We start from the raw sequence: 23911 nt of genomic DNA on the forward strand, positions 1-23911 counted from the left end.
TAACGACACAGTGTATTTAGAAAATGTATTCTTATTATCGTACCAAAACCAAATTGTTTCTATAACAAAGTGGGTAAGGGTTTTAATTAAAGCTATTTGTCTTTTTACTTTAATTAAACAAAAAAAAACTATTCTCTCGTCGGCCTATTGACGACCTAAATAGTATTATTTGTTTTTATAATCATAAATATTTTTTTTAATAATTTCTCTCATATAACCATCCCCTATAATTTTCAAATTGTAGGGAAGATCTTTGAATGCTTCAATTAAAAGATGAATTCCTTTTTCTTCAGAAAGTCTTCCTACATAAATAAAATCATTTCCCTTTTCTGCTATTTTATTGTTTTTTGATTGAAACACAAAATGTGGTTTGACTAAAAAAGAGCTATTATTTATGCTAAAGTTAGAGTCTTTATAGAGTTTAGCCATTGATGGGGTTAGACATATAAAACAGTTGATTTTATCCCAGGTTCGAATTTTTTTATGACTCCAAACTATGATTGCTAACCAAAAGGTCAATACCCATGAGTTTTTATAAACTTTATTCTTAATGGCTTTCCATGGAAAACTTTGCTCTAGGCTATCTAAAAATAAGATGTTTTTATTTAGTAAGGTTGCCGAGGGACATAGCAATCTGTAATTATGTAAAGTACACACCAATGGGACACCCATTTTTTTAATGGTTCTTATTATTAAAGGCCCAGTTGAAAAATGCCAATTGTGTAAGTGAACGATGTCTGGTTTGAACGCTTTAATTTTTGCTTTAACAATTTTCGCTTTTTTAATATTCCAGATGGAGGAAGCAAACTGAATGGCGCCTTTGAGCCCATTATGGTTTTTAAATATTAAGGAGTCAACAACATAACTTTTTTTTAGAATTTCAATCTCTTGGTCAACAACACTATCCTCCCCACCAAAGTGATAATATTGTGTATGAATAATTAAGATTCTCATTTGCTTGATAGATATAAATTTTGAAACTTATATTTAATTATTAAGTGCTTTTAAAAGTTTTTTAAGGTAAGACAAAATATAAAATCCACCTTTTCAAAAGCACTCTTTATTTAACTATAAATATTTCTCTATTGAATGGTAACCTGTTTTAGGAAAAAATAGTTTTCTTAAGAATTCTTGTAAAAAGTGCAAAAACGTTTTCAAAAATATTCATTCCTGCATTTTTTCTTGCAACAAAACCTTGATCTAATTCTTCTCGCAAACTTAACTGTCCACTGATTCCTCCTACTCGAAAGTTTACAATGGGTTTATTGATATGAACAAATTTGTTACCGCTCAAAAAAGCCGTTAAAGAAAATTGATAGTCTGCATAAGATGTTAATGCAATATTATATGAATATTTTTTATAGAGTTCTTTGGTAACAAACATTGAAGGATGTGAAAAAGTCATGCTTAAATATTTGAGCTTAAAAATGGAAGGATTATAAATGTATTCTTTTCTTGTATTATCTTGATTTACGTCATATCTGTTGCCATGAATTACTTTAGCTGAAGGATCTTTCAAATACAAATTTACAACTAATTCAACGGCATCTAATTCATACCAGTCGTCGCTGTTTATAGTGCCTATAAGCTCACCCTTTGCTATTTTCACACCTTTGTTCATAGCATCATAAAGACCTTTGTCAGATTCACTTATCCAGTAGGATATGTGGTCTTGGTTTTTCTTAATGATATTGATCGTATTATCAGTTGAGCCTCCGTCTATAATAATATACTCAATATTTTTATAGGTTTGGTTTTTTACACTGTCAATGGTTTGCTGCAAATAGTTTTCGCCGTTGTAAACAACCGTAATAATACTTACTAATGGTAATGATGTATTCATTTGAATTTTATTAAAGAGTTTATTTCATTATCGTTCATCTGTCTGTATCTCTTTGATAGAACAGTACCTATAGCCATCCATAAAAAAATAAAGGTAGGTGTAAACGCTGGTCTAAATTCTACTAAACTTAAAATTGACATCACAAGTATATAGTACCCCAATCTGCTTATGAACTTATTGTTTGACCTGAAAATACCTAAGTAGATCGCATAAATATAAAAAAGCATATGCAGCGCAAGCAAAATAAAACCCCCTTTTAATATCATTTGTAGATAGCCTACTTCAGTTGTAATTCTGATTGAAGAATCTCCATACCATTCTTTTTTCAAAATTTCTACGACATAATATCTGGTGTGTTCAAAATATTCACTGTAGTAGGTGCCTAATGACCCTCTGCCAATAAATTTTTCCATTGTCGATAATTCATTTGACAACTCTGTGAATAAAAATATCCTAGACTCTTGAAAATTAATAAATGATGCAATAAAATTAGATATAACCTCATATCCAAGCGTAAATATAATTGTAAACACAAATAGAAATCCAAATAAAATATATCTCAAAATAGTTTTTCTATCTCTAAGTAAAAGGAGCTTGTCCATTAATAAAAGTGAGAACGTCAAAAATAGAAAGACCAAATCTATTCGACGTGATGTAAAATAAGCATTTAATAAAATGTAAATAATAATAATTAAAAAGACTTTTATCTTATCAAATAACCGGTAATGATAAAGCCCTATTAGTAAAATAAAGTTAACTGGCCTAACCAACATTGCCCAATCATTATAACCTTTATTATAAAAAAAGGAAATTAAAAAAAGTAGGAACATTAAATGAAACATGAAGAAAATAGTTTTGAAAACTGTAGTCCAGTTTTCAATCTTTAAACCTGGTATCAGTGCAATTGGCGCTATCCATGCGGCAGCCATATAGATATTCCCGAAATTTGTAACCCAATCTTGGATAGATAATGAAAACCCTCTAATGATTATAATACACGACCCAAAAAATGATTAGATAAAATATTAATCTCGCATAACTGGAAATAGCTTTCAGTTGCTTGCTGTTTTTAATGCCTATTGTAATGAAGGCGATTAAGGAAAATAGCATGAAACTTGTAATTATAATCTTTTGAATATTAATTCCCTGGGGTACAAATATTATATTTAAAAAAATATAAATTACAACACTATATAAAGCCCATTGTAATAATCTTTTTACTGTAATAAACATTTGTAGGGTTTTATAATTTATATCTGTAAAATGCTCAAATTTGCTTAGACATCTATTTTAGCACTTTTTCTTCCGCTCTATGTCGTTTTGCTGCTATAAAATTCTTTTATAGTTTTTACTATTTTATCAATAGACAATTCTTCTAATTCATAATACATTGGTAATCGCAATAAGTGATTTGAATAATAGTCACTTTGTGGTAGTTCCCTTCCTCCATGAATACTCGAATAATAATTACTGTTATGCAAACTTAAATAATGAAAAACTGCAAAGATATTTTTCTTCTTTAGAAAATCGATAAGCTGGGCTCTGTCATTTTCTGAATTACAAACAATGTAGAACATGTGACCATTATTTGTAGCATTTTCAGTGACAACTGGCAACTTCAATTTTCCTTCTTTCTCTAAACTTATTAAGCCATTATAATAATGATGCCAATTAGATATCCGTTTTTTTTGAATTTCCTCTATATTTTCGAGTTGAGCAAACAGGAATGCTGCCGTTAGTTCTGAAGGCAGAAATGAAGATCCAGTATCGACCCATCCATACTTATTAATTTCTCCTCTAAAAAAAGAAGCTCTATTTGTACCTTTTTCCCATAGAATTTCGGCTCTTTCTATAAATTTGTCTTCATTGATTATTAAGAGGCCGCCTTCACCGGCAATGACATTTTTTGTTTCGTGAAAAGAAAATGCTCCTAAATGGCCTACTCCTCCCAAGGGCTTATTTTTATAATAGGAATCTACGCCTTGAGCCGCATCTTCCACAACATAAAGGTTGTATCTATCTGCTAGTTGCATAATTTTATCCATTTCAACAGCGACTCCTGCATAGTGAACTGGAACGATTGCTTTGGTGTTGTTATTAATAAGAGATTCTATGGCGTCCACATCCATATTTGGCTGAGATTTGCCCGAATCAACGAAAACAATTTTCGCGCCTTGTCTTACAAAGGCCAACGCTGTAGAAACAAAAGTATAAGAAGGCATTATGACCTCATCTCCTTCTTTAATATCTAACAGCATAGCACACATTTCTAAGGCATCAGTACAAGAAGTCGTAAGTAACGTTTTCTTAAACTTATATTTTTCTTCAAAAAAAGTTTGACATTTTTTCGTGTATTTCCCATTGCCAGACAAATGGCCTGAATACACAGCATCTTGGATATAAAAGGTCTCTTTTCCCGTCAAATAGGGCTTATTAAATGGAATTTTCACTGTCTTTTTTATTTAAAATGAAATGATATATATTAGATTTTGTCTCAACTTTATAACCTAACCTGCCATAAAAATTGAGCGCTTTTTTATTTGTTTATTTGGGTTGCTACAGAAATATTATCTATTCCTAACCCAATCAAATGATTTTCAGCTATACACATAAGTTCGTACCCTAATCCTTTACCTTGCATACTATTGTCCACGGCAATAAGACCAACACTACCTGAATTTGAACTTATTTCTAAGGTTATAAAACCAACTATATTATTTTCTATGTTTGCAAACATAAATTACACAGTTTTTATTCATGCATGAATTCTCGATCCATAAGTTGTACATTTTTTCAAATGTAAAACTCGGTAGCCTTTTATCGGTTTTGTATCGGGAATATTTTCCGCTGATTCTCGCTAATTCGTATAACTTGTCATTTGGGATCGTCTCAGTATATAATTCAAAACTGTTTGTGATATTATTTTTAAATTCTAGCCCTTGCTTTGTAAATAGCACTTTTTCATCGACCAGTTTCCCATTATAATTAGCTAAAACACTTGCATTTAAGATTATATTTTCACTAAAAACATAATATAACGCGGTTTGATTACGATTGACAGAAAACACTTTTTCAATTTCAACATCGCTAGTATAATCTATTTTAAACACTGGGAAGTCAAAAAAATTTGAATCCCATTCTAAATATTTAACAAGTGAGTTCATTACTATTTATGATTTTCAAAAAATTATTAGCCGATACTTCTCTTGAATATTCTTTTCTAGCCAATAAAGCACAATTTTCTTTTACAATAGTCCTTGCCTCCTTGTCCAAATCATACAGTTTCTTAATTCCCTTAGCTATTTCTTTGGCGTTATATAATTCGGCTTTAAATCCTGTTTTTCCATTAATTACAATATCTCTAGCGACACCAATATCAAAACAAACTACAGGTGTTCCACAAGCAATTGACTGATTGACCATCATTGGCCCAGAATCTTGTATAGTTGTTGTAACAAATACGTCGGCCAGATTATACACATCCGCTAATCGATGATAATCTGAAATGTAACCTAAATTAACAATATTAAAGCTTGTATTCGGCAACAAATCTTCAAGTTTACCATTGCCAATTGACACTATTGTAACGTTACTTGTTTCATTGTTTTTGCATAAAAAATTAATGGCATCTATAAAATACTCAACCCCTTTTCTTAACTCACCTACCCTTACTGCACCAAATAGAATAACAAAATCATTTATTGGAACGCTATTATGCTTTTTTAAGGCGGTTTGGGCTATTTTTATAATTGAACACGTTAAGATTAATACCACCCAAAACGAAAGTAAACTTTTTTTGATTTAAACAGCGTGCTTGCTTTTGCATAAGCATAATCTTGAGATGAAAGAGCAATTAAGTTAATGTCCATTTTATCGATAAAGTCTTTATTTAGTTTCAAATTATCTTGAGCATAATGTTTATACCTTTCTTCAACAATTGCAGGACACCCTGAACAATTATTTTTATACCCTAAGCAATTCCAAGCATAATGACAACCTCCTGTAATATAGACCATATCAGCCATCACCAAATAGACTGGTACGTTATTATATTTGGCCTGCAAATTATATAAATCTTTAATTGTAAAGAAGCCCCCCATAAAATAAGCAATAATAATGTCTGGCTTTTTTATTTTTTGTACAACCTTGTTTATATTAATAAGACTCTTACTTTGATCTACATCAAAGAAATAGTATTTCGGGTTGGTTTCTATTCTGTTTTTATCAAAAAAGAGATCAATTAGCTTATTCTTTGCTCGTTTTAGAAACCATTCGGAGGACGAATTATATGAAACGACACCTTTCTCTTTAACCTTGGTGTGCAATGTTAGAATTTCAGAATTATTCCGTTCTGCCAACGGCTTATGCAAGTCATAAGCTATTATACCAGAAGCACTATTAACATCAGAAGACGATATGATTAATATATTACGCTTATTCAATTTCTAACTTTCGTATTGTTTTTTTATAGTAAATAGGATACACAACAAGTCCCATAACATTGGCAACAATGGTAGCCAATATGACTCCTGATACTCCAAAGTTTAAATTTTTCGCAAAAAAAATGGAGAGTGGTATATTAAGCAATGCGCTAAATACGCCGAGGCCTAGTTGAACGTTTATTTTTCCTGTGCCATTAATAAAAAATATAAAGGGTTGGGTCAATAAAGTCGTGATTACAAATAACGACATAAAAATTGATAGGCGTTTAGAAATGACGACTTCTTCCCCTACCCATATTTCATATACCCACCCAGCGATAAAAACCATGGCAATTGCAACGATTGAAAATAAGAATGACAATTTAATAAGGTTAGTCATGGATTTCTTTATCCAGAGGATGTCGTGTTTTGCATATGCATCAGTAATCGCCGACCAAAAAGGAGTTACAATAATTGAAAAACCCATAGTAACAATACTAAAATATTTAAATGCAACATTATATGGGATGATATCTGCTGGAGAAAATAAATGAGTAATAATTAAATTATCGGTTGTATATAAGACTATGGCAGCAATTTGAATAACAAAAAACTTCATGCCCAAGCCCATAATATCAATTACATATTCCAATTTAAAAAGCTTAAAACTTGGTTTCAAATCTTGATAATCTGTGTTAAAAGCATATAAATTAAAAAACACAAGCAATAGTAATGGAACAATTGAAAAAATAATTGAGAACATAAGAAGCGATGAACTAAAAAAATTTGTCAGGACAAAAACTGATGCTACTAATAAAATTTGAGTCAAAAGCTCAATAAGGCCTTGCATTGCAGGCCGTTGATCGGCTATATAAATAGTAGATATTAATTTAACAATAAATTGAATTGAAAAACATCCAAATACAACTAACATTATTAAAGATAAATCGGAGACTAAATTTACATCAGTATTAAAAACCTTTGTCCAATCTATAAAGAGGTTGGCTATATAAAATAAAACAAAAAGTGATGCACTAATAATGGTAATAAAAAAATATGAAGAACTAATATATGCTTTTGCCAGTTGCATATTATCATTAGCCTTGGCTTCTGTAAATTTATTTCTCAAACCGTGTCCTAATCCAATATACAAAAAATGTGAACCACGAAATAAACGACGTAATTATGAGCCAGATCCCATAATTCGTAGTATCTAGATAGTTAATTATTAGTGGGACTAATAATAAACTGGCCAGAATACTACCTCCTTTATAAAAAAAGGAGATTGAAATATTTTCAACTATATTTTTTGTTCGGGCACTTTTAACTCCAAGAGTATCTAATATTTTAAGTATGTTTTCTTTCAACAGTTTTCTATTAATATTCCAATTGTTAAATTTTCTGGTTTGCTTCTTCAAATTCAACTGCATGTTTCGATCCCATACGATTTAATTTAGAACCATTGGCTAGTTTTCTTATAGTTCCTTCTAATTTTGATGATTCACGAGCTGATTCTTCTTTAAATTTCATGATAGATTTCATTATATCTTTGACTAATTCAAAATAATCGATTCTGATAGAAGTTTAGCGAAATGCAATAATCTAATCAAGTTCGATAATACATACAATTTTTCTAAATCGAAGTGCTGATTAATGCCAAGGCATTACTGCATTGCAAATTATGTCTGATCTCTACTATATAAAAAATATTCCCTGACTGTTTATCACTAATTTGGATAGATAACTTTAAGCTTTTAAAATGTCGGTTTTTTTGGCTTTTCTAAACATAACTCCAAACTATCCCTCCAATACATAGGCCTGCTATTAAAAACCAGTTTTATTTTTGTTTTATCCAAAACACTAAACGTTGGTCTCCTGGCCAATGTAGGGAAATCACTTGACGGAATTGGGACAACGTTAATATTCACCTTATTAATTTCAAATATGGCCTTCGCAAAATCATACCAACTGGCAACACCTTCATTACTATAATTATACGTGCCAAATTTTACACTCTCCGTAGTAATCAACTCTATGATAAATTGGGCTAGATCTCCAGCATAAGTTGGTGTTCCAATTTGATTGTCAACTACATTGAGTACTTTCTTCTCATTGGATAAATTTAGCATGGTGAGCATAAAGTTCTGTCCAAACTCACTATATAACCAAGAGGTCCTAAGAATAAAATACTGTTCTAAAATTGACGCGATCTCTAGTTCCCCTTGCAATTTTGTTTTTCCATAACTATTTAAAGGTCCAGTAGCGTCATATTCTGTGTAGGCCATATTTTGCTTTCCATCAAAAACAAAATCCGTAGAAATATGAACCAGTTTGGCAGTATGTTTTTCACACGCCTGTGCTAAATTTTTGGCACCAGTGACATTTACGTTTTGAACTAACTCTTGTTCTATTTCGGCACGATCTACAGCAGTATAGGCGGCACAATTAATGCACCAATCGATCTTGTTGTTGTTGAAGAATTCTAAAACATTTAAGGCATTAGTAATATCTAATACATTTTTATCTACAAAAATAAAATGGAGCTTAGGATAGAGCTGTGAGATGGCGTTTATACAACTTGCCAATTGGCCGTTACCACCAGTAACAAGGACAGTTGCTTTCATTTGAAAAGAGTTTCAAATGTTGGAAGCTCTTTATCTTTTTCTGAAATAACAAACGCATCTTCTGGCAACTTCCAATCAATGTTTAAGGATTTATCATTATAAATAATACCGCCTTCAGAAGCTTTATTGTAATAACTATCACATTTATAAGAAAATATGGTGTCGTCTTCCAAGACTAAAAATCCGTGTGCAAACCCTTGAGGAATATAAAGTTGTTTATTATTTTCAGCACTCAGAACTAGCGAGAAGTGTTGACCCAAAGTTTCAGACTGTGGACGGATATCAACAGCCACATCTAAAACACTCCCTTGTATGACTCTAACCAATTTAGCCTGTGCAAAGTTTCCCATTTGAAAATGGAGTCCTCTGAGCACCCCCTTCTGTGAAGTTGATTGATTGTCTTGAACAAATTCAACACAATGACCTGTCAACTCTTCAAACTTCTTTTTATTGAAACTTTCAAAAAAAGTTCCTCGAGAATCCGCAAAAACTCTTGGTGAAATTAAATAACAGTCATTTAGATATGTTTGTTCTATTTCCAACGTCCAATTATTTTAACTCTAATAAATATTTACCATAGCCACTTTTCAAAAGAGGTTCTGCCAACGCATGTAATTGCTGTATATTTATGAAGCCCATCTTATAAGCCGCTTCTTCAATAGAACCAATTTTGAGCCCTTGGCGCTCTTCAATAACCTCAACAAACTGAGAGGCCTGCATCAATGATTTAAAGGTACCTGTATCTAACCAAGCGGTTCCTCTGTCCAAAATACTGACACTCAGTTTTCCTTGTGCTAAATAGGCCTTATTCACATCAGTAATTTCAAGCTCTCCTCTCTTACTTGGTTCAATATTTTTAGCAATAGTGATCACATCATTGTCATAAAAGTAAATTCCGGGAACTGCGTAGTTGGATTTTGGATGGGTCGGTTTTTCTTCTATGGAAATGGCATTGTTGTCATCATCAAATTCAACCACACCATAACGCTCAGGATCATTGACATGATAGGCATAAATAATCCCTCCTTCGGGATTACTATTTTTTTGTAATAACTCAGATAATCCAGATCCATAAAAAATATTATCACCCAAAATCAAGGCCACTTTGTCTTTACCTATAAACTTTTCTCCTATTAGAAATGCTTGTGCCAAACCATTGGGCTCTGCTTGTACTTCGTAATGAAATTCACAACCAAATTGAGTGCCATCTCCTAACAATAGCTTAAATAGCGGCAAGTCTTGAGGTGTAGAGATAATTAAAATTTCCCTAATTCCTGAATACATTAAAGTAGAAATTGGGTAATAAATCATAGGTTTATCATAAACAGGCATCAATTGCTTGCTTATGGCCAACGTTAATGGATGTAACCTCGTACCCGACCCTCCTGCTAAGATGATTCCTTTCATTTAATTGTATTGTTTTTGATAATACGATTGATAATCGCCACTGGTAACACTTTGCAACCAAGTTTCATTATTTAAATACCAATCGATGGTAATCTCTAGTCCTTCTTCAAAAGTTACCGAGGGTTTCCAACCCAATTCTTTATTTATTTTTGAAGCGTCAATAGCATATCTTAAATCGTGTCCTGGTCGGTCTTTGACATAAGTGATCAACTTTTCTGAAGCACCCTTCTCTCTGTTCAGTTTTTTATCCATTTGTCGACACAACAGTATTACCAAATCGATATTTTTCCATTCATTAAAACCTCCAATATTGTAGGTCTCATGATTTTTACCTTTGTGAAACACTAAGTCGATTGCTATGGCATGGTCTTTTACATACAACCAATCCCTAGTATAATTGCCATCACCATACACAGGCAACGGTTGATTATTTATGATATTGTTTATAAAAAGGGGAATCAATTTTTCAGGAAATTGATTTTGTCCATAATTATTGCTACAGTTAGTTATGACATAAGGCATTCCGTAGGTTTCACCATACGCTCTTACAAAATGATCAGAACTTGCTTTGGAAGCAGAATAGGGTGAGTTTGGATCATAAGGCGTTGTTTCGGTAAACAAGCCAGTTGGTCCTAAGGAACCATAAACCTCATCAGTACTGATGTGATAAAACAGTTTATTGTTGAAATTATCTTTCCAAGTGTTTTTGAACGCGTTTAGAAGAATCATGGTGCCAATAACATTTGTTTTCACAAATGCTAATGGGTCTTTTATAGAACGATCTACATGGGATTCAGCTGCCAGATGAATGACGCTTGCAAACTTATGTTTTTCAAATAAGTCGTTTATAAAAACTTCGTTAGTGATGTCTCCTTTAATAAACGTGTAATTTGGTTTGTTTTCAATATCCTTTAAATTTTCTAAATTACCAGCATAGGTGAGTAAGTCTAAATTAAATATCTCATAATTAGGATAATTATTGACAAATAATCTTACGACATGCGACCCTATAAAACCTGCGCCTCCTGTAATTAATATTTTCATGTTATGTTATTTCTACTATAATTTTTAAGATACTTGTTTAATGATAGCAATAATATAAGTAGCACTGTTACAATTAAAAGTGCACTAGGTATTAGAAACTTATAGCTTTTTAAAATTCCTTTGTCGCGTACGCCTTTTCTAGGAAAATCAGAAATCACGTTTAGAATACTAGACTTATTGCCTCGTTCCTTGTTAAGTTCTACAAGACCTAATTGCAAATCTTCCATTTTATTAATCAATGAAAGCTCTTTGTTATCCTGTCTGCCATTTTCGCCAAGGCTAATGTTTGTGCCTTGTAATGAACGCTCCGCTTCTTTGAGCATCACCCTTTTATATAGTAACTGCAAAGAATCTATTTCTGTAATTTGCTTGTTATAAAGACTGTCTTGTAATTTGATATTGCTATCGCTAATATCTTTTTGCAAATTGAAATAGCTATTATTTGAAATAGAAGAAATGATGGCAGGCTGAATTTTTTTTGCAACGGTATTAACACTTGCTATAACGGATATTGTATGAAAGCGAGCATCATATGAATTAAAATTTTCAAGATATGATTTCATATCTATCGCTTTTTGAGTTGTGGTATCCAAACTACGCACAAATTTATCAAATAATACTATTTTCTGATTTTCATCAGAGTAGGATTCCACTTTGAACTTTCTTATAGCCAAGGCCTCTGTTTCAGTAATACTTAAGGCTTCAGAAAGAGACAGAAAATCTTCAGCCTTTGCTAGCTCGTTGTAAAAAGCAATATTATTGTATAGTTGTTGAACACTATTAAAGTTAGGTTCAATGACCATAGTTGAAATATATTTAGGCTCTTTCTTTGCGTCTAAGATGGCACCTATAATAAAACCTATAACAACAACAACAGCAAATTTTACAAAATGCTTTTGGATGAAAAATAAAAACAGAAGGATCACTCCAAATAGTCCTTTAAAAATACGTCCTATAAATCTGAAAAACCGTTCAAAAAGCCTTCCAATAGCATTAAATAATTGACCTAAATCCACCTCCTCATTTGGCGGCTGTGGTTTTCTTAAATCTTCATTCATAAATTTAAATTAATTAAATATTTGATGTAATATTTTTCGTGTGATGAGATAGGTGGGCTTTACACCTGAGGTTCCCAAACCACCTGAGGCCAAAGTACTTCCTGTTTCCAAAGGATTATCACTGGCATAATACGCATATCTCACCTTAACTTTAGGGTTGATACTCCCCCTTACCTTTGAGGCAGCTTGTATCGCTTTTTGATAATGTGCACCTTCCATTTCCAGTCCAATAACATTCCAGGTTGAATTGTAAAAGAATTTTAAAATCTCCTTATTTTGAAGTGATGTCCCTAAAACCGTAATCATAGATCCTTCATAGACGTTGATGCCATGGCCTTCAAAATCACCTTTTGAAAGTTCATTTTCGAGCGGATAATTATCTGCTGTCCCCTCAAATATATGAGCTGACGGGATCATGATATCCCCTTTTCCGCCTTCTAAAATTCCGGCTTTCCCCATAATTGAAATGGAATCTACATTCAGAAAAATTTTCTTGCCGTTTACTTTTATAGGCTTTAGTAATTCGTCAATTGTTTCATAGGCCTGTTCCCCAAACGCGTAGTCCATCACAAAAAGTACCGGTTTTTCTGAATCCTCCATCATTTTGGGTGCATCGAGATCTGTTTTAAGAAAATCAATCTTAGCGGTGTCAAAAATCTGCACGTCAATATTTGTTCCTGAAGTATCAGGAATATAAATCATCCCTCTTTGCAAGGCCTCTTTGGTGACTTTATTGCGCAATTCTTGATTTTCTTTTTGGCTTAAGGCTTCATAAACCTCAAACATGTTCTTTTTAGCAGCCAGCGCTTTCAGGGCCTGAGGCGCAAAAAGTGAATTCATGACACTGTGCATGTTTGCACTGATGACATGGATAGGACGTTCTATGAGTCCGTTTTTCAAGAGTGCCTCCTTAATGCTGTCTGCCCAAATTTCGCCATGGATATGATGCCCCAAACGCTCCCTTAGTACAGGACTAAACGTAACCGTACGCCTGTTGTTATTAACCACTTCCTCAATGGCCAATTTACCCAACCAATACACTAAATGCAATAAGCGCTCTGGCTGATTTGGCAAGGAAAAAGCACTGTACACTTCAGTAAGCTCATTAAACGTTCTACCCAAAATATTGGCTGTATGTGTAATGGCAACCTCTCTATCTTGTTGTGATAATTCTTGATTTGAAAGCACTGCCTTCTCCAATTTTATCCAATCGCGGGTGGTTGTTCCTTGCTCATCAATAAGCACGCGTTTGCTTATTTTGTGCGACTCGACAAACATAAAGGTCAAGTGGGTTAGAATATCATAGATTTCTGAACGACCACGAGTGATTTCAATATTCATTTGCTCATCGTCAATCCGAAAACAATTACGTCTTCTTTTTGGCGGAATTATGGCTTTAAAATGAGAATTGGTGTAACCTTCATCACTGGTGAGGTTGATAAACGTGCACTCTTCGATTCCATAAGGAAGGCGATCAATGACATAGAGAAGCCCTTCCAATTCTGCCTTCTCTTCGCCTATGGAACCATAAATTTCAGGTCTTAAAAGTAATAAGGATTCACGAAGCGTTTCGCCAGAAATGCCCATAGGTTTGTAAAATCCGCGATTGAACAAATGCCGCATTGTAATGTACATTCTTTCAATAGCATTAGAGCTTTCTTGAGCTCGCGTTCTGGCATGATGCTTTTTATTACTCATAATTAGTGTTTAGCCTGCAAATATAGGATTATTTAGTTAAATTTTTTTGGTATCAAAATGTCTGCTATTTTCCGGTCGTTGGAGAGTCTGGGGATTTTATTTTGTCCTCCCAATTTCCCTATGGATTTCATGTAATCTTGAAAGCCATTCTTTTTCACTACAGTGATTTTTAATGGCTGAAGTACTTTCCCTCCAATCAAATCAAAATAATAGCTGTTTTGTGTTTGTAAGGAGGCTTCAATCTTTTTTGCCAATTGGGGCAGATTTTCAGGTTCGTTTTCAAACTCAATAAACCATTCATGATACGGCAATCCGCTAGAAGGACTGATTTGTGGCGCCACAGTAAATTCTGATACCTCCACGTTAGAACCTTCAACAGCTTCCTTAAGCGCCTGCTCTACTTCCTTACCAATAACATGCTCACCAAAAGCAGAAATAAAGTGCTTAATGCGGCCAGAAACTATTACTCGATAAGGTTTTAACGACGTAAACTCTACAGTGTCTCCAATGTTATACGCCCAAAGACCTGCGGTGGAAGAAATAATCATTACATAATTGGTCTTCAAAGCCACATCTTTGATGGTGACTCGTTTGGGATCCTTATCAAAAAAAGCTTCAGCTTCAACAAATTCATAAAAAATACCAGAATTTAATTGAAGTAGCATGCCCCTTTCATTCTGCTGATCTTGATAGGCGAAAAACCCTTCGCTGGCAGGATATAGTTCGATACTGTCAACCTTTCGTCCTATAAGACTTTCAAATTTGGCACGATAAGGTTCATAGTTGACCCCTCCAAAAATAAATAAGTTGAAGTTTTTAAAAACATCACCCACTTTTTTCCCAGTCTTCTGATTAATTTTTTCAAAATACATCTGTACCCATGAGGGTATTCCAGAAATCACGGTCATATTTTCGGGCAACGTTTCATCAACAATAGCTTCCACTTTAGTTTCCCAGTCCTCAATGCAGTTGGTTTCCCAAGAAGGCATTCTATTTTTTTGGAGATATTTTGGAACAAAATGCGCCACGATACCTGATAAGCGTCCTAGCTGTATCCCGTTTTTCTCATGTAATACTGGACTCCCTTGAAGGAAAATCATCTTCCCATTGACAAAATCAGAGTTCCCCGTTTCTGCAATGTACATCAGAATGGCATTCCTGGCGGCCTCAATATGGGTTGGCATACTCTCTCTAGTAATGGGTATGTATTTAGCACCAGAGGTGGTTCCGGAGGTTTTTGCAAAATAAAGTGGCTTGCCTTTCCATAAAATATCAGGTTCTCCAGCAACAACCCGTTCAACATAAGGCTTTAGATCTTCATAATCACGGATGGGAACCTGGGTTATAAAATCTGAATGGGATTTAATATTTGAAAATTCATGGTCCTTGCCAAAGGAAGTGTCCCTTGCCTCATCAATAAGGTTTTTAAACACAGCGTCTTGAGTTTCAATCGGATTATTGGCCCATTTTAAGACCGATCTTTTTATAAAGAACGCAAAGGGTTTGGCTAGTGCAGATTTTATTGAAAACATTATTTAAAATCTATAAAATTGGTTGGATTGATTGGGTAACCTTTACTCCATAACTCAAAATGCAAATGTGGTCCTGTAGAATATTCTCCGCTATTTCCTGCCATAGCAATAACTTCCCCTGCTTTTACAATATCTCCTTGCTCTTTGGTCAGGGACGCATTGTGCTTGTATACTGAGATCAATTCATAACTGTGTTCTATAATAACTACGTAACCCGTTGCTGCCGTCCATTCTGCAAAAATAACAGTACCATCGGCCGTAGCCTTTACGGGCGTATTTTTTGCAACAATAATATCTACCGCATAATGTTTTTCCTTCACATTATAGCCTTCTGAAATATTCCCGTTTACTGGAGGAAACAGCACAAAATTTGATGCAGATATGGCAGATTCAAAAAGGTTGTACTTGTCTTCTTTGTCCACTTTTTCGCGCAGCAGAGAGTCTTCTTTGGTTGGTTTTATAGTTAATTCAGCAGTATCCTGGTTGGCAGCATTTAAAATAGAATCTTTATTGAATTGGATGGTTTTGACATCTCCGTTCAACACACGCTTTATAGAACTAAAATATTTGTCATTTACTTCAATAATTTGCTGTAAGGAATCAGTCTTAAAACTGAGCTCCGTGGCTTGTCTTTTTAATTTAGCTGAAGAATAACCAGGAATAAACTCTCTAAGGGATGTAAATGCAATTAAAAAAATTGTGGCGGCTACTAAAAGGATCGTGGATAATGAAACAATAACGAACACATTTAAGCGCGTCAATTTAATGGCAAAACGCTCTTCAAAAGTATCTTCATTAAGCACTACCAAACGGTACTTATGAAGTAATTTCTTTTTAAATTTCTTCTCTTTTTTTATAGTTGTCATGCAAAACAAAATTAAATAAAATTAGGGCAATTTTTTATGTCTTTCATCTAAAGTTTGTTTTTAACGTATAATTTGAAGTTTAATTATTAAATTTGCAATTCAAATCAAATGTTATGATAGCAGCAAGTATTTTTTTAGTTATTGGAGTTTGGCAAATAGTAGTTGTAGTTGTTTTGGTATTATTACTTTTTGGAGGGAAGAAAATCCCGGAACTCATGAGAGGTTTAGGAAGCGGTATTAAAGAGTTCAAAGATGCCAGTAAAGAAGACGGTGACGAGACAAAAACATCGACAGATAAAAAGCAATAATTGTATTTTTGTCTTTAAATAAAAACGAAAGAGCCAACTTGAACAGTTGGCTCTTTTGTTTATTGTATTTGTATGGATTTAATAATCGCTTCCAACTCAAAAATATTGTCTCTTTTTTCAACAGAAGGCGAAAATACGTAGCCTTCAATAACGACATATCTATTGTTGGCGGTATCCTTGATGGCATAATTTACAAATGGCCCAGACATAAAGGCGTTTTTCACGTCCCAAAGACCTTTTGTTTCGTACGTCGGTTTGCCATCAAGTTTGGTCTCAAACAGAAAGGGCGTGTAGGCCTCTTCTGTAATCATATAAGAGCCTTCTACCGGCCCAGGAATATGAACCTTTCCAATAGAGTCTCTCATTCTCACAATATCCACAATAGTACTGTCTCCTTTTTCAATGGTACTTAACGGTACTTCATAAATCATGATATCCATGGTTCCAGTGGGAATTTCTTTTCGGATCCAGAAGAAATCTTTATCCTGTTTAGCAATTCTATAAGCTGTTTGGAATTTCAATTTGACACCTAAAGCTTTTTCAAGTGCTGCGTCATCCATTAATGAAATTTTAATACGGCGCTGGTTTTCCTTTAGTTCTTCCTTTTTGAAAGCTGCAATGATTTTATCTCCATTACTTTCAAGCTGCTCTTTGATTTCCTGGTCTGTTTTGCCAGACACGACCACTACCGTTTGAGGTCTGGCGTACACATCGTTTTTGATAACCATACCCGCTGGCCCTCCTTTCTCGATTTTTAGGATGGTTCTGCTTTTTGTTGCAAAGCCGTCAAATACCATAGGTGGCATTTGGCTGAGGGAGAATAATGGTTCCTCCTGATTTAATGCTGGCACAGGAGCCGCCACGACATCTCTAATAGTTTCTCCTACGCTATCCTCCCATAAGAGGTTATCGACAACCACTAAAAGATCATTAATGTTTCCATTAGATCCTGGAATAATTCGTTGGTCTTTGCCATTATTGCAAGAAGTAAACAGAATTAAGGCAAAGACAGTAGCGTAAAAGGTTTTCATGGTATAGTTTTTAAGAATTAGTACACTTAGCGTGAAATTTTAAGTGTTGTACCTACTTTTAAATTATTACCACTAATATCGTTCCAATCTTGGATATTCTGCATGGAAACCCCAGGAAATTTTTTAGAAATGCTCCATAAAGAATCTCCAGACCTCACTTTATACGTTTTTGCGGAATTTGAAGTTGTACTTTTTGAATCTGAACTACTAGATGCATTGGTTGTAGTTGATGATGTTGAAGTTGCAGGCTGTGATTTATAAACCGAGAGGCGTTGGCCTATCCTGATATTGTTACTGCGCAACCCATTCCATGATTTCAGTTGGGATACCCTTACATTAAATTGCCGCGCAATCTTACCCAAATTATCTCCTGATCTGACTTTATAGGTGGATTTCGTCTCAGAATCAAAAAATTGAGGTAGCGGTTTTTCACGCTTGTTCATTTCATTGGTAACATGTTCGTAAATACTCGCTTCATTATTTACAAACTTACCAACGGCATGTCTTGGCAATCTCAACGTATAATTTTCGCCTTCAATAAAGGGAATAATATCTAATTTATAAGAGGGGTTTAAGAACTGAAGCTCTTCCATAGGAAGCTCCAAAAGTTCAGACACTTGATCCAAACTGATCATTTGTTTCACGTGGATGGTATCTGTCTCCATATACCTAAAATTTGGTCTATGTTTTTTGAAGCCATGTTCCTCAGCATATTCAAAGATATACATCGTAGCCAAAAAAGCTGGCAAGTACCCTGCGGTTTCGCGAGGCAAATGGGGTCTGATATTCCAATAATTTTCATACCCTCCAGATCGACGGATGGCTTTACTTACGTTACCCGGGCCCGAATTATAGGCTGCAAGAGCCAAATCCCAATCGCCAAAAATCTCATATAGTTTAGCCAAATATTTACTGGCTGCTTCTGTTGATTTTATAGGGTCACTGCGCTCATCAACATAGCTGCTCACATTTAACCCGTACATTTTACCCGTAGCAAACATAAATTGCCATAACCCGGTTGCGCCAACACGCGATTTTGCGCGTGGTTTCAAAGCCGATTCAACAATTGCCAAATATTTTATCTCTAAAGGAATGTTGTAATTGTCCAGCTCCTTTTCAAACAAAGGAAAATAATAATCGCTCAAAGACATTAATCGCTCCAAAGAATTACGTCTGTGTTTTAAATAGGATTTAATGACACTTTCCAAAGAGGGATTGTACTCAATATTGAAAGGCGTTTTAGCACTTAATTTTTTGAGACGAACTTTTAACGTATCAGTAGGCAACTCCGGATAATCGACGGCATCATATTTTAGATCCGTGACAGATTGATAAATACTATCAAAAAGTTCGTTACCGTAAAGTTCATCAAGCCATTTTTGGTCAATATTAAAGGCGATGTCTAAATCTTCAATCTTTTTTGCGTTCAAAGAGTCAGCAACGGGCTCTATGTCTTTCACATCCAATTTATTCCCATCACTAATGGAATCAATTGGAACTGAAACAGTTTTATCGGGTGCTTTTGTAGCATCTTTTTTAGAAGTTTTAACTTGCGAAAAAGTAAGGCCACATATACATAAAGCACCAAACGTTAGAGATACTATTTTTTGGTTCATTAGTAAGGTGTTTTATAGATCAACGATTTGTTCGTTAGAATCGTACAATAATATTCAAAATGATGGTAGAAAACAACATTTTAACACAATAATCTGCATTTCATCGGATAATTACGCTTTTAAACTTCATTCAATTACTCACGCTTTTGTATTTGATGGCAACTATTCTAAAATCGCTGCGATGCCTGGCAATGTTTTTCCCTCCAAACTTTCCAACATTGCGCCGCCACCTGTACTGACATAACTCACTTTATCCTCAAATCCAAATTGTTTTACCGCAGCAACAGAATCGCCACCACCTACAAGTGAAAATGCGCCATTTTTGGTAGCTTCTGCAATGGCATTTCCAAGTTCAATAGTTCCTTTGGCAAAATTCTCCATTTCGAAAACGCCCAACGGTCCATTCCATAAAATGGTTTTGCATTGTAGTACCACATCATGGAAATTCTGAATAGATTCCGGCCCGGCATCTAACCCTTGCCATCCATCTGGTATGTGAGCCACTTTTACAATTTGAGTGTTGGCATCGTTACTGAAGGCATCAGCAGCCACAACATCAACAGGAAGGTGTACTTTGACATTTTTAGCTCGTGCTTTTTTAAGGATTTCTAAAGCCAATTCCATTTTATCATCTTCACAAATAGATTCACCAATGTTTCCCCCTTGTGCTTTAACGAAGGTAAAGGTCATTCCGCCTCCAATAATCAAGTGGTCCACTTTATCTAATATGTTTTCTATAATGGTGATCTTAGAAGATACTTTGGCGCCACCAAGAACAGCCAATACAGGTTTTTCACCCGTTTCCATAACTTTCTTGATGCTTTGAATTTCCTGTTCCATCAAATACCCAAAACATTTTTTATCTGGAAAAAACTGAGCAATAACGGCGGTTGAAGCATGTGCTCTATGCGCCGTACCAAAAGCGTCATTAACATAAATATCGCCTAATTTCGATAATTTTTCGGCAAAAGTCTTGTCACCTGCTTCCTCTTCCTTGTAAAATCTCAGATTTTCAAGCAATAGAATTTGACCTGGTTTTAAATTATCTGCAGCAGTTTGGGCTTCTTCGCCAATACAATCTGAAACAAAAATGGTTTCAACGCCAATAATTTGTTCCACGTCATTTAAAATGTGTTTTAAAGAAAACTCCTCCTGAACACCCTTTGGTCTTCCTAAGTGTGACATTAGGATACAACTCCCGCCATCTTCCAATACTTTGATAATAGTTGGTTTTGCCGCAGCAATTCGCGTATCATCGGCTACTTTTAATTGGTCGTCCAGAGGGACATTAAAATCTACTCTGATAAGTGCTTTTTTGTCTTTAAAATTGAAGTCGTTTATGGTTTTCATTGAAGTTTGTTTTTATTGAATGGAAAACAAATGTAACTAATTCTAAAACGATAAAAAATGCATTCTTTTAGGAATTGGAATTCCAACATCTTTAATGAAAAAAAATACATAGTTTTGTGCCATGCAATTCAGTACTCTTTTAGGCCAAGAACATCTTAAAAACCATTTGACCCAAAGTGTGGACAACGGCCGCATACCTCATGCACAGCTATTTGTCGGGCCTGAAGGTTCAGGCACTTTGTCCATGGCTATCGCTTATGCACAGTATATTCTTTGCGGCAATAAACAAAGTGAAAATACGGGAGGCAATGAAAGCTGTAACTTGAAATTTCAAAACTACGCCCACCCTGATCTACATTTTGCTTTCCCTGTTGCTACAACCGATAAGGTGAAAAAACATCCGGTTTCAAATCATTTTATGGCAGAGTGGCGCCAACTACTTAAAGAACAACCTTACGGTAATCTTTTTGATTGGTACCGTCTTTTGGGCATTGAAAACAAACAGGGACAAATTGGGGTTGACGAGGCTTTAAATATTGTCAGAGCACTCTCACTAAAATCTTATGAGGGCGGTTACAAAATAATGCTTATTTGGATGGCAGAAAAGATGAACACCTCTGCCGCTAACAAACTGCTCAAACTTATTGAAGAACCTCCTGCTAAAACGGTATTTATACTTATTGCAGAAGACGAAGCACAAATTATCAATACCATCAGATCCCGCTGTCAGGTATTACACTTTCCGCCATTAGCTGAAGCTGTCATTACAGAGGCGTTACAAAAAAATTACCAATTAGATGAAGCTACTGCTACCAAAATAGCACATCAATCTAATGGTAATTATAATAAAGCCTGTGATTTGGTATATCAAGATTCTGAAGATCTTCAGTTTGAAGAATGGTTTGTATTCTGGATCCGCAGTGCATTTAAGGCAAAAGGCAATAAAACGGCAATTCACGATTTAATTAGTTGGAGTGAGCAGATTGCCAAAACTGGTCGTGAAACACAAAAACAGTTTTTACAATTCTGTCTTGATTTTTTCAGACAAGCCCTTTTGATGAATTACAAGGCCAACCAATTGGTCTTTATGGAGCCGAAAACAAAAAATTTTAAGTTAGAAAATTTTGCGCCATACATACATGAAGGTAATATTATGGATATCAGCCAGGAACTTCAGGATGCCATTTACCATATTGAACGCAACGGAAATTCGAAAATAATTCTGACGGATTTGTCGATAAAATTGACGAGGTTATTGCATAAAAAAGCCAGTTAAAAACTGGCCTTTTATATAATATTATGAGCAGTTTTTTAACTGCTCAGCTAGATTGTTAACGTTTATATGACTTTTAAATCAGTCTTTTTTACCCTCAGCATTAAGAGCCTCTAAAATAGTTTTTGTCAAATCTTGGCTGTCATCACCATACATCACGCTTCCTGCTTCATTACTACCCAAAATGTAAGAATAACCATTCTTTTCTCCATAACCCTTAACAAAAGCTTTGACTTCTTTAATAAGCGTATCTATTTGAGATTGACTTTCCTTTTGGATTTGTTGCTCCTCCATTTGAAATTGCTGTTGGAAACGTTGGTATTGTTGGGCCAATGCTTGGTATTTTTCTTGAGAGCTTTTCTGAACCATGTTAGGGTCTTGGCCTTGCATTTCTGCGGCTTGTGCTTGAAAAGACTGACCTATACTATCAACCTTTTTATTGAAGGCATCGATTTCCACCTGAAATTTAGCTTCAATATCTTTCTTCTTTTGATAGTCATTAATTAATTTGCTGTTATCAACAAATCCAATTTTTGTTTGCTCTTGACATGATGACAACATCACTAAAGTTAATAGAGCGATAAAACCTTTTTTCATTCTTTGTTTGTATTAAGTTTTTTGCAAATGTAATAAAGTCATTGGGAAATTAGCAAAAATATGTCCCATTGATTATATTAATGGAAATTTTAAAAACCATAGATTATATAAATCCAAAATAGCCTAACACGGTTAATTTACAGCTTGTTTTAAAAATTTGGAATATTCAATCCTCATGCGAGGTACAAAAAGCCCTAAAAACGCTTTAAATCGCGTTTAAGTCTTCTTTATGACATAAATCAGGGAAGAATACTCACCAGATTTTCTCGCACTAACATTTGAGCGCCACCCATTCCAAAAACCTTTGAGATAATTCATTTTACCTGATTTATATTTTTCAGACAACAAGCTTACATAATAAGCGTCAAATTTCATCGGTACGGTTTCGACTAATTTCATATCTGCCTTATCCGCCAATTTTTTTAACGTGTTTTGACTAAAATGCCAAAGATGTCTTGGCACGTCATAAGCAGCCCAAAATTCGCTGTACACTTGAGCATCATAACTTTTATAATTAGGGACAGCAATAATCAGAGCACCATCTGATTTCAACAATTTTTTAAAGAGTGAAAGGTGTTGGTCAAGATCAGGCAAATGTTCTAACACATGCCAGAGCGTGATCACATCAAAACTTTCAGATTCCAATTTGAAAAGTTGATCGGTATTAAAAACAGCGCCATTGGTTTTTTTGTTGGCAATTGCCCTAGCTTCCTCATCGGGTTCTATTCCAGATATTGTCCATCCAGCCTTGTGAGCGACGTGCAGAAAATCGCCAGTTCCGCATCCTACATCCAATACTAATTTTGAGTCTTTCGCTATCGAATCTATGAGCTTTAATTTTCTTTTTAAGGCAATGCCTTTTATAAGATGATATATTTTTTCAAATAGATTTCGTTTAGAGTCTGTATGCGAAATGTAATCTTCGCTTTTATAATAATCAGGCAATCTTTCTTGAGATGGCTTTGGAAAGGTCTCTAGCATTTCCAACTCATCATTCAAAATTAATTCGAAGTCTTCTCCAGAAACTGAATGATCCTTAACTTTTATATAGATGATTTTTGGGGATGATTTTGACACGTGATGATTACTATTTACAATTAATTTGTTCAAGGCGAATTTAATAAATAGTAGACATCTTTGGCAAAAATTAGCATTTACTTTTCTCGAGGAATTTCACTTCATGAGTCTTTCCTGTTTTCACACCAAAGTCATCATAGACACCAAACTCAAAAACTGCTACAAA

General features: G+C 34.4%; 25 protein-coding genes. 2 read left to right on the plus strand and 23 right to left on the minus strand.

Annotated features, from left to right (window positions below):
- Positions 1-165: 165 nt before the first annotated feature.
- From A9996_RS15365 to A9996_RS15455, 18 genes are all read right to left on the minus strand, one after another.
- Positions 166-954 (minus strand): glycosyltransferase, encoded by a 789-nt coding sequence (locus A9996_RS15365; RefSeq protein WP_066437046.1) that lies wholly within the window; start codon positions 952-954, stop codon positions 166-168.
- A 148-nt stretch (positions 955-1102) separates the two neighbouring features.
- Positions 1103-1843 (minus strand): glycosyltransferase family 2 protein, encoded by a 741-nt coding sequence (locus A9996_RS15370; RefSeq protein ID WP_066437048.1) that lies wholly within the window; start codon positions 1841-1843, stop codon positions 1103-1105.
- Positions 1840-2772, minus strand: coding sequence for a hypothetical protein (locus A9996_RS15375; RefSeq protein WP_066437050.1), 933 nt, complete (start codon positions 2770-2772; stop codon positions 1840-1842). Before A9996_RS15375 ends, A9996_RS15370 begins: the two co-directional genes overlap by 4 nt.
- 381 nt (positions 2773-3153) lie before the next feature.
- Positions 3154-4293 (minus strand): dTDP-4-amino-4,6-dideoxygalactose transaminase, encoded by a 1140-nt coding sequence (gene rffA / locus A9996_RS15385; RefSeq protein WP_066437054.1) that lies wholly within the window; start codon positions 4291-4293, stop codon positions 3154-3156.
- Between the two features lie 86 nt (positions 4294-4379).
- A complete protein-coding gene (locus A9996_RS15390; RefSeq protein WP_066437056.1) occupies positions 4380-4580 on the minus strand; it encodes a GNAT family N-acetyltransferase in 201 nt (66 codons plus the stop codon).
- Entirely contained in the window at positions 4558-5007 is a 450-nt protein-coding gene (locus A9996_RS15395; RefSeq protein WP_066437059.1) for a hypothetical protein, read from the minus strand. Before A9996_RS15395 ends, A9996_RS15390 begins: the two co-directional genes overlap by 23 nt.
- Positions 4991-5617: a glycosyltransferase gene (locus A9996_RS15400; protein WP_066437062.1), complete on the minus strand. Its 627-nt coding sequence runs from the start codon at positions 5615-5617 to the stop codon at positions 4991-4993. Before A9996_RS15400 ends, A9996_RS15395 begins: the two co-directional genes overlap by 17 nt.
- Positions 5608-6285, minus strand: coding sequence for a glycosyltransferase family protein (locus A9996_RS15405; protein ID WP_066437065.1), 678 nt, complete (start codon positions 6283-6285; stop codon positions 5608-5610). The genes A9996_RS15400 and A9996_RS15405 overlap by 10 nt, the downstream gene beginning before the upstream one ends.
- Entirely contained in the window at positions 6278-7393 is a 1116-nt protein-coding gene (locus tag A9996_RS15410) for an MATE family efflux transporter (RefSeq protein ID WP_066437066.1), read from the minus strand. The genes A9996_RS15405 and A9996_RS15410 overlap by 8 nt, the downstream gene beginning before the upstream one ends.
- A 263-nt stretch (positions 7394-7656) precedes the next feature.
- Complete coding sequence (locus A9996_RS19940) at positions 7657-7794, minus strand: hypothetical protein (RefSeq protein WP_157487231.1); 138 nt, start codon at positions 7792-7794, stop codon at positions 7657-7659.
- Positions 7795-8018: 224 nt separating this feature from the next.
- Complete coding sequence (rfbD, locus tag A9996_RS15420) at positions 8019-8888, minus strand: dTDP-4-dehydrorhamnose reductase (protein ID WP_066437071.1); 870 nt, start codon at positions 8886-8888, stop codon at positions 8019-8021.
- Entirely contained in the window at positions 8885-9430 is a 546-nt protein-coding gene (gene rfbC, locus A9996_RS15425; protein ID WP_066437074.1) for a dTDP-4-dehydrorhamnose 3,5-epimerase, read from the minus strand. The genes rfbD and rfbC overlap by 4 nt, the downstream gene beginning before the upstream one ends.
- Before the next feature lie 7 nt (positions 9431-9437).
- On the minus strand, positions 9438-10295 hold the full coding sequence (rfbA, locus tag A9996_RS15430; protein WP_066437077.1) for a glucose-1-phosphate thymidylyltransferase RfbA: 858 nt from the start codon (positions 10293-10295) through the stop codon (positions 9438-9440).
- A complete protein-coding gene (gene rfbB / locus A9996_RS15435; protein WP_066437079.1) occupies positions 10296-11339 on the minus strand; it encodes a dTDP-glucose 4,6-dehydratase in 1044 nt (347 codons plus the stop codon).
- Positions 11336-12397: a hypothetical protein gene (locus A9996_RS15440; RefSeq protein ID WP_066437081.1), complete on the minus strand. Its 1062-nt coding sequence runs from the start codon at positions 12395-12397 to the stop codon at positions 11336-11338. Before A9996_RS15440 ends, rfbB begins: the two co-directional genes overlap by 4 nt.
- 9 nt (positions 12398-12406) lie before the next feature.
- Complete coding sequence (locus tag A9996_RS15445; protein WP_066437083.1) at positions 12407-14095, minus strand: DUF6909 family protein; 1689 nt, start codon at positions 14093-14095, stop codon at positions 12407-12409.
- Positions 14096-14127: 32 nt separating this feature from the next.
- On the minus strand, positions 14128-15627 hold the full coding sequence (locus A9996_RS15450) for a GH3 auxin-responsive promoter family protein (RefSeq protein WP_066437086.1): 1500 nt from the start codon (positions 15625-15627) through the stop codon (positions 14128-14130).
- Positions 15627-16493 carry a M23 family metallopeptidase gene (locus tag A9996_RS15455; RefSeq protein WP_066437087.1) on the minus strand — a complete coding sequence of 289 codons (867 nt, stop codon included), beginning with the start codon at positions 16491-16493 and terminating at the stop codon, positions 15627-15629. The genes A9996_RS15450 and A9996_RS15455 overlap by 1 nt, the downstream gene beginning before the upstream one ends.
- Before the next feature lie 113 nt (positions 16494-16606).
- Here A9996_RS15455 and tatA point away from each other — a divergent pair, with 113 nt between their 5' ends.
- Entirely contained in the window at positions 16607-16801 is a 195-nt protein-coding gene (gene tatA / locus A9996_RS15460) for a twin-arginine translocase TatA/TatE family subunit (protein WP_066437091.1), read from the plus strand.
- Positions 16802-16860: 59 nt separating this feature from the next.
- On the opposite strand, the gene A9996_RS15465 is transcribed toward tatA, so the two are convergent.
- The 3 genes from A9996_RS15465 to A9996_RS15475 all read right to left on the minus strand — a co-directional run bounded on the left by A9996_RS15465 (position 16861) and on the right by A9996_RS15475 (position 20798).
- The gene (locus tag A9996_RS15465; RefSeq protein WP_066437094.1) at positions 16861-17832 is read right to left on the minus strand and encodes a DUF4837 family protein; all 972 of its coding nucleotides are present in this window, start codon (positions 17830-17832) and stop codon (positions 16861-16863) included.
- A 26-nt stretch (positions 17833-17858) separates the two neighbouring features.
- On the minus strand, positions 17859-19448 hold the full coding sequence (locus A9996_RS15470; RefSeq protein ID WP_066437097.1) for a lytic transglycosylase domain-containing protein: 1590 nt from the start codon (positions 19446-19448) through the stop codon (positions 17859-17861).
- A gap of 162 nt (positions 19449-19610) precedes the next feature.
- Positions 19611-20798: a phosphoglycerate kinase gene (locus A9996_RS15475; protein ID WP_066437100.1), complete on the minus strand. Its 1188-nt coding sequence runs from the start codon at positions 20796-20798 to the stop codon at positions 19611-19613.
- Between the two features lie 121 nt (positions 20799-20919).
- On the opposite strand from A9996_RS15475, the gene A9996_RS15480 reads away from it, so the two are divergent.
- Complete coding sequence (locus tag A9996_RS15480) at positions 20920-22074, plus strand: DNA polymerase III subunit (protein ID WP_066437103.1); 1155 nt, start codon at positions 20920-20922, stop codon at positions 22072-22074.
- 78 nt (positions 22075-22152) lie between these two features.
- Here A9996_RS15480 and A9996_RS15485 read toward each other — a convergent pair whose 3' ends face one another.
- Together A9996_RS15485 and A9996_RS15490 are read right to left on the minus strand one after the other, a co-directional pair.
- A complete protein-coding gene (locus A9996_RS15485) occupies positions 22153-22668 on the minus strand; it encodes an OmpH/Skp family outer membrane protein (RefSeq protein WP_066437105.1) in 516 nt (171 codons plus the stop codon).
- Positions 22669-22884: 216 nt separating this feature from the next.
- Positions 22885-23745, minus strand: coding sequence for a class I SAM-dependent methyltransferase (locus A9996_RS15490; protein ID WP_066437129.1), 861 nt, complete (start codon positions 23743-23745; stop codon positions 22885-22887).
- Positions 23746-23911 lie beyond the last annotated feature (166 nt).

It is taken from the genome of Gelidibacter algens (assembly GCF_001678675.1).
Taxonomy (GTDB): Bacteria; Bacteroidota; Bacteroidia; order Flavobacteriales; family Flavobacteriaceae; genus Gelidibacter; species Gelidibacter algens.